Origin of the sequence: Deinococcus aerolatus (assembly GCF_014647055.1) — a bacterium.
GTDB classification, from domain to species: domain Bacteria; phylum Deinococcota; class Deinococci; order Deinococcales; family Deinococcaceae; genus Deinococcus; species Deinococcus aerolatus.
Genome location: NZ_BMOL01000042.1, coordinates 1 through 7,023 on the forward strand (window position 1 = coordinate 1; position 7,023 = coordinate 7,023).

Genomic DNA, 7,023 nt, shown 5'->3' on the forward strand with positions numbered 1-7,023 from the left:
AAAAAAAGACCGCTCAGGCGCGAAGACCTAAACGGACAGTGGGGACTGTTCTCTAAGGGTACACGCCTGGGTGGGAAGGCGTAAAGGTGTCTAACACATTCCCCCATCATCCATCCGTTACCATTACTCGCCCTGAACTCACTGCCGATACTGTCCTAGACGACATCACCACCCGTTTACCCACCACCGCTAGGGCGATCTTTACTCTTCTGTTCGATACCGCCGTAAGCACCCTCCAGACCCGAGGCCACAGCCAGGGCGTTAGCCAGGTGGTGATTCATCAGCCTGTCGAGATCATGTGCAGGGTGCTGGCGATCAGCCGCGTGACCTTCTACAAACACCTCCGCACCCTCAAGACCTGCGGCCTGGTTGACTCCAGAGGCCACACAGCGGATTGGTACGGCCTAGCACGGAAGACCGGCACCGTGTTTGCCGTCAGCTTTAAGGCAGGCCATAGCGCCCGCCTCCGTTGGTTTGATCTGAAGCACCAATGGCGCAACCTCCAGGCCGATACCGAATCAGGCACCCGCACCGCATGGCGATTCCTTCAGGGTTTACAGTCACACCCTTCAGCCAAGACAGCGGCAAACACAGCCCTAAAAGCATGGGCCGTTAAACCCGGAACCACATCAAAACCCGTTACTAATGACTGTAAACCCACCGCGACGGAGTACGTCTACAGCCTGGATCTGCTGACTGACACGCACCCCACGCGCAGGGCAGAGTCCGTAGATCGGTACGCCAAGGCGCTGGCTGCTGGTTATGGCGATCACACCAACCTGAACTTTTGGCGTTGGTTGCTATGGCGATCCATCGAGGGCGATCAGATCGGCCAGAACACCCTGTATCAGCTTCAGAACGCGCTGACCCGGCTCAAAGCGGACATCGAGGAGTGGAAAGGGCTAAAGTCTCCTGGTGCGCTGCTAGTCCACCGGCTGAAGGTAGCAGGGATCTGGGACTCACTATCGCGTACTTAAGCCATAACCTGATCCGTCGAATAAGAGCGTAGATCTTCACTTAAAACCAAACTAATAAGTGGTACAAAAATCCTATGGTCATTCACATATTAGATGTATTATTTAGAGAACGCTCAGCACAATTAATTAATAGAAGTAAAGTGTTTCTTATTGGAGGAGAATATTCATTTACAAATCGAAGAGATGTTGAATCTAGAATATTCTGATGGCATACTGTGAAGAATATAGTAAAAATCGGAGATACGATCAGATACAGACATTCAATTACAAAAGAAATGAATGTATCGATAGTTGTCTCTATGGATGATAACGACTACGTTGTTGTAAATAGAGGGTTTCGTGAAAAAGTTTCAAGATGGAATGAAAAAATAGAGGTTAAATCAGAAAATGGTAATTTTATATATACTTTTGAATCTGAGAAACAGCATAGAACTAATAATAAAAAGTTTTTGCCTCTAATTTTCTTAAATCTTGCTAAGTCAATGATTTTCCTATCGGTAATTTATTGGATTATTCAATTCTTCATAAGATATCCGGGATAAAAAAGTTTGAAAGCCAATTCTGGCCTTTTATGATCATAATGTGTAATTATCATACTTATTGATATCTGGACGCTGACGGCAAATCTACTTCTATTTGAGAGTAAATTGTTCTTGCCCTGACTCAGAGGCCAGGATAACGAGCTGCACCTGGACGTTCACAAAATGGACGAGTACCTCCTAACCCAGTTCGGCAACACCGTGTCAGAAAACAAGCCCCCGGTAGGGTGCAGGGTCAGGAGTCGCTAGACCTCACCGTACATGGCTGCCCTTCCCCGCTGAGTGGCCGGCTCTCTTGCTTGTTCACCGCTGCGCGGTAGGTAATCAACTTTGTTCCCGCTGGCTGGGCCTCTTGCCTGCTTGCCCCTACGGGGCTGGTAAGGAATTGTTCGGTGGCCCTGCCTGCTGACTGCCCTGGTGCTGGGTTCGTCGCCGCGCTGCGGCAGGTAAGGGAGGGATGCGCCTCTGCTTTTGCGCCTGCCTACCGTCTGTCTTTCTGTCTAGGGGAAGCACCAGAAGAACAACTGACCCGGAGTTTGTCAAGAGCGATTGGCTTACAAGTTTGAAACATCAATAAATGTACGTACTTATGACATATCCAGGAGATTTAGCAAGTGTACGCATGTGGTAATGTTAGTCAATATGGGCAGTATTCCCTACTACGTCCCTTTAATGTAATACATCAACTTGTAGACTTGTTCAACTCTCAGACTTGTTCAACTTGATGAAGTTAACAACTATCATTACTTGGCTTAAATGACAGACTTGATGGAATAAAAGAATATGAATGTTATAGCAACTTCACTTGTTAGTTAACTATTCCGTGAGATGTTACTCGTTACTTGCGTAACTTCATAACACTTCATAGTTAATCGTACTTCCACCAACTGCAGATTCTATCGAATCGTTTAATACACATTCCTGTCAATGATAGCTGTGTGTAATAGAATTATAACAAGACGCGGAGTTGCCATTAAATTCAGCAAAGTAAGATAGGCAAAGCCAATATAACCCCCGACCAATGAAACAGTAAAACAGTATTATCCTAATCTTTAGGTGTCAATGCAGTTACGATGATAGCTGTGTCTAGTGTATTGTTCTATTGATTAGACTGGAGATAAGGACATGCCCCGCAATTGACCATTTAAGTACCTACAAGACGTAGCTAGCGCACATAGGTATATTTACCCACATCCACAACTACTAAGCCTTATATAACCTTATATAGACACGCATCTAAAGATGTCGAAGTCAATACTCTGTCGATGATAGCTGTATTAGTAGACAACACTAGTCCGCATGGTTAGAACCATATAACAGCTATCATAGAGACTACTGTGAATCTACTTTAGTTATCCATATCTATCACAGCTATAATTGAACTAATGTTGACTTGTAGAACTGGGTGCGGTTCACAACGGGAACCAGGAGGTATTCGTGCAACGAATGCCGGAGGAGGGGCATGTCTTACCCGATGAAGATGTGTATTAAATAGAATTACTATATTGATTTATTTATTAACTTTCTTCAAATTTGTAGCTGAATAGATTGTACTTAACTGTGAAGTCTTGTGAGTTATCCGTAGATAACGAGCAAGAAATAACGGAACAGTTATAGCCGGGAAGATTAGTGTTTCAATGTGTATCAACAGTTCCATGTATGGAACTACGAGATGTTTGTGAGCAAACATCGAGAGGAGGTAAGCGAAATAAGGTTGACAGTTAAAGTCTGTGACTGTGGCAAGTAGATAGAAGTTGACATGTAAGCGTATATCGAACACTAACCATCTTTTGAGTTAGTGAGAGATTAGCGTTACGGGCAGGGTTAACACTAAAGCTGGTGAATGATAGTGTTGCAAATCTTCAAAGTATCAAAGTTTATCAATTTGCTAAAGCTAGTGCGGATGCCGGATGAAATGAGGCTCTGTAAACCACCGTACAGGCCAGTAGACTGTTCTGAAGGGTAAAGTACCCTGGTAAATCTCCTCTAGAAGTCTATACAGGATAATTCATTTAAGGCACTAATTAGACCATCTAGTTTGAAAGTTAATACATTTAACCCAATACCGGGCTTATTTGGACGCATTACAAGTTGTTTACTTAATAAGGCTTCGACAGTGAATACATTGATATAACTACTGTCCATAAATAGTGCTGTATTGCTGGACCCTGTATGCCAACCGCCCATCTGCTCCGTTTCTCTTTTATCAAATCTATAGGTTATTGAGTACTCTTCGCCTTTTTCATACCCTTCATCTGGGTGATATACAAATACACTAACACCCTCGATACCACACTTCCATACCAGGCCGCCTGTACCCTCTACTGCACTAGTCGCAATGAAACTACGGTTAGAATCGTCCAACGGATCTATAACTTCTCTATATAAGAAGTTGCCTATAGCGACATCGGCGGCCAATGTAGTTTGAATCGATAGTGAACTCAGCACCAAGAGAGAGGTCAAGAACTTTTTCACACTGGGTATCGTACAGAGTTCGCCTTCACGCGGCACGCAGATTTGAAAGTAGTCCCAATCGTACTCAACTTTTGCATCTAACTGGCGTTAGGTGAAAATGTTGCGGACGGTTTAGCAGCGGTATAACGGCGTTATGCGGTAGCTATAGCAAACACTCAACATCAGTTTAGTGTAAGTTCTTGGCATGACCAAAAAGCATGTCGGTGGTAGAGGCAGGAAGGCCAGCAACAAACACCAGACCTTCAGTATCAGCTTGCCTCCACACCTAAAGGACGCCTTGGACGCTGCTGTGACTGAAGAGGTCAGCCGGTCTGAAGTGGTGGCTGGACTCATCGAGGCCCATCTACTGAAGCAACCACCAGTGAGGCCAGCACCAGCAGCTAAGCCACCAGCACCGGCTAGGGCAGCAGCACCGCAGAAGAGACCAGCGAAGCCACCAGCTACTAACCTCCCTGCTGCTGTGACCGTGATAGCGCAGCAGGTAAGCCGAGGTCTGAAGTGGAAGCCAGAGAAGTACGCCGCTGCTGAGAAGTTGCTGGCTGAGGGTTACACCATCACCAGGAAGCCGGATAGCGCCGACTACACCACCGAGAAGGGCAGTCTAGTCTCATGGCGCACCGTCCAGGCGCTGCTCAAGTTGGGTGTGGTGGTATCGCTTGATTGGCCAGCTGGGAAATAATTGAACATGACTAATTAGATCTATATAGAAAGATCTGACGTCCTTATATTCATAGGAGTTTACTCTGATGATTAGCTTGAGGATTTTTGGGATTTACAAAGCTATCTTCGCCATGCTTGGAATAATAATAGAAGACACTTTTTTCAGCAATAGAATAGCACTTGTCTGTCATTTCAGCTTCGTCCCATTCTTTTTCTCTGAAATAAAACGTTCCTCTGTCAAATATTCCTTTTAATCCAGTGTTATGTAAATGCTCGTGATTTAATTTACCAAACATTGCTATTGTGGTAACTCTATCGAGAATTGTAGATCCATCTTCAAAGTCACATCCATCTCCGAAACATACAAACGGAAAGATAGATTCGCCCATTAAGGCTGTACGAAAGCCAATAACGTTCTTCCCCAGTCTTTCTATGGCATTTCCTTTTGCCTGCTTTGTTTTTCCTTCAGCCGCCCGGAGATTGTTTGTTCCTTGATTCTTTTTCTCGGCAATTAGAATAGGATAGGCTTTATCTTCTGTATCTAATATGGAAAGTATTCCACCATCAGGACGCATCGAAGATCGCTCGTGGTAATAATGGAACTCAGCTTCCGGAAACCTCTCACGCAGATTGGAGACTACAGTAGAGAGAAACCATTGGGTTTCTAATTTCAATCTTATTCCAGGGAATTTCTCCTCAAGCATTCTAGATACATTCGCTAAAGCTAGAACAAGCGCTTTCTCTTGCCTCGAAGAGGTTTGGTTTATTACAGTTCCGAGTCTCTGCAGTCTAAGATCTTCTTTCTTCGCCATTTTAAATCCTTTTTAGTAAGAATAAGAACTCAGTGACGTGTATATTCCTATCTTTTAAGTTTCTACTACCCCTGAATGTATTATAGGGCATCTCTAGTGCCGTAACACTGCCATGTTTCTGAAGTTCTTCAATAAAACTATCGTATTTAATAAAGCCTTCGGAATTATATGAAATTAACACATACTTTGCCCTGCAACGATCTACTAGATCGAATAAAGCGGATTCAGCTTCTTTTCTCTGATTGTAACGTGAGCGATTCCAGTCTATTGGTATACCTGATACTCTACTAATTTCATCTGGTTGTTGGTAAGAACAGAGCAAATTAAGCATAAAGTAGTTCGATCCGTAAGGATGCTGATTATAAGGAGGATCCAGATATGCGATATCAACTTCATCAATGTCATCAACTATAACATTGACATCTTTCTGATAGACAGTAAATTCACTTTCAAATCTTGATAGGATGGGTGATGTGATCTTTATCTCCCCTTTTATTCTAGTCAAAGCATTTTTCGCATCGCCGCCATACTGCCCTATGCCATTCTTAGATTTGTAAAATCCTTTGAACACCCCCGAAGTGTTGGTATGTATAGACGCTCCTGCCATCAGTGGGGCTAAAAAGAAATGCTGAATATCTTTGGGTAATTCGTTGATGACTCGACAAGCAGTATCAAGATACATTGCATTGCGACGAGTATAGAATACTCTATCATCCTCGGTAATTTGAGACTCATCTTTTGGGGCATACAACTTTGTTATAAAACCAGATTCTAAATTATCTTGTATCTGATAATCTAATTTACCGGCTAAATCACTTAGATAATCAATATCAACATCGCTAATATTAGTTAAGTAGCAAGAATTGGTTACATAGCTATACATTTCTAAATCATTGGAGATAATATGGCTAGAAAATTGCTTTGCATAACGCGAGACTATTCCGCTCCCTGAAAATAAATCTAGAAATCTAATCTTATCCTTGTTTAATTCCTGCCTGACCTGATTAATTCCCTTACCAATAAATGGAAGGAGAGAACGTTTATTGCCAATATACGTGATGATTTGTCTTTCTAAGAATCGTGGATCCTCTTCTATCTCCATGCTGAACAGAGATGGCTGAGTGATAGTAGTCATGTTTAGCCTCTATTGCTTCATACTGAATACGAAAGGTCCGGTTGCGAAATTGATTTGATAGAATAAATACTCATTCAGCGATCAATATTATAGTTATTTCGAGTATAATGTAGTTTTTAGGGATTTCCGGTTGATGCATCAGACATGAGTAATAGATGGTGGTCACATGGTCTGTCGATGATAAGCATCGTCAGACAAATATAGCGTCTGAGACAGCGTCAGCCCTTCGCCGGAGCTTCTACTCTGATTCGCAAGTCACCCCTGGCCCTAGAACCTGATAATTTTAAGGCACAAAAAAAGACCGCTCAGGCGCGAAGACCTAAACGGACAGTGGGGACTGTTCTCTAAGGGTACACGCCTGGGTGGGAAGGCGTAAAGGTGTCTAACACATTCCCCCATCATCCATCCGTTACCATTACTCGCCC

The 7,023-nt window shown here is 43.4% G+C and carries 6 protein-coding genes; 3 read left to right on the forward strand and 3 right to left on the reverse strand.

The annotated features are described in order from the left end of the window. Positions 1 to 86: 86 nt before the first annotated feature. Positions 87 to 977, forward strand: coding sequence for a hypothetical protein (locus tag IEY31_RS18140; RefSeq protein WP_188974362.1), 891 nt, complete (start codon positions 87 to 89; stop codon positions 975 to 977). A gap of 215 nt (positions 978 to 1,192) precedes the next feature. Then, a complete protein-coding gene (locus IEY31_RS18145) occupies positions 1,193 to 1,519 on the forward strand; it encodes a hypothetical protein (RefSeq protein WP_188974363.1) in 327 nt (108 codons plus the stop codon). Positions 1,520 to 3,502: 1,983 nt separating this feature from the next. Here the strand turns inward: IEY31_RS18145 and IEY31_RS18150 are convergent. Then, on the reverse strand, positions 3,503 to 3,991 hold the full coding sequence (locus tag IEY31_RS18150; RefSeq protein ID WP_188974364.1) for a hypothetical protein: 489 nt from the start codon (positions 3,989 to 3,991) through the stop codon (positions 3,503 to 3,505). Between the two features lie 184 nt (positions 3,992 to 4,175). On the opposite strand from IEY31_RS18150, the gene IEY31_RS18155 reads away from it, so the two are divergent. Continuing rightward, entirely contained in the window at positions 4,176 to 4,670 is a 495-nt protein-coding gene (locus tag IEY31_RS18155; protein WP_188974365.1) for a ribbon-helix-helix domain-containing protein, read from the forward strand. A gap of 49 nt (positions 4,671 to 4,719) precedes the next feature. Here IEY31_RS18155 and IEY31_RS18160 read toward each other — a convergent pair whose 3' ends face one another. Beyond that, positions 4,720 to 5,463, reverse strand: coding sequence for an EcoRI family type II restriction endonuclease (locus tag IEY31_RS18160; protein ID WP_188974366.1), 744 nt, complete (start codon positions 5,461 to 5,463; stop codon positions 4,720 to 4,722). 1 nt (position 5,464) lies between these two features. Continuing rightward, the gene (locus tag IEY31_RS18165; protein WP_229723765.1) at positions 5,465 to 6,598 is read right to left on the reverse strand and encodes a DNA adenine methylase; all 1,134 of its coding nucleotides are present in this window, start codon (positions 6,596 to 6,598) and stop codon (positions 5,465 to 5,467) included. Between the last annotated feature and the right edge of the window lie 425 nt (positions 6,599 to 7,023).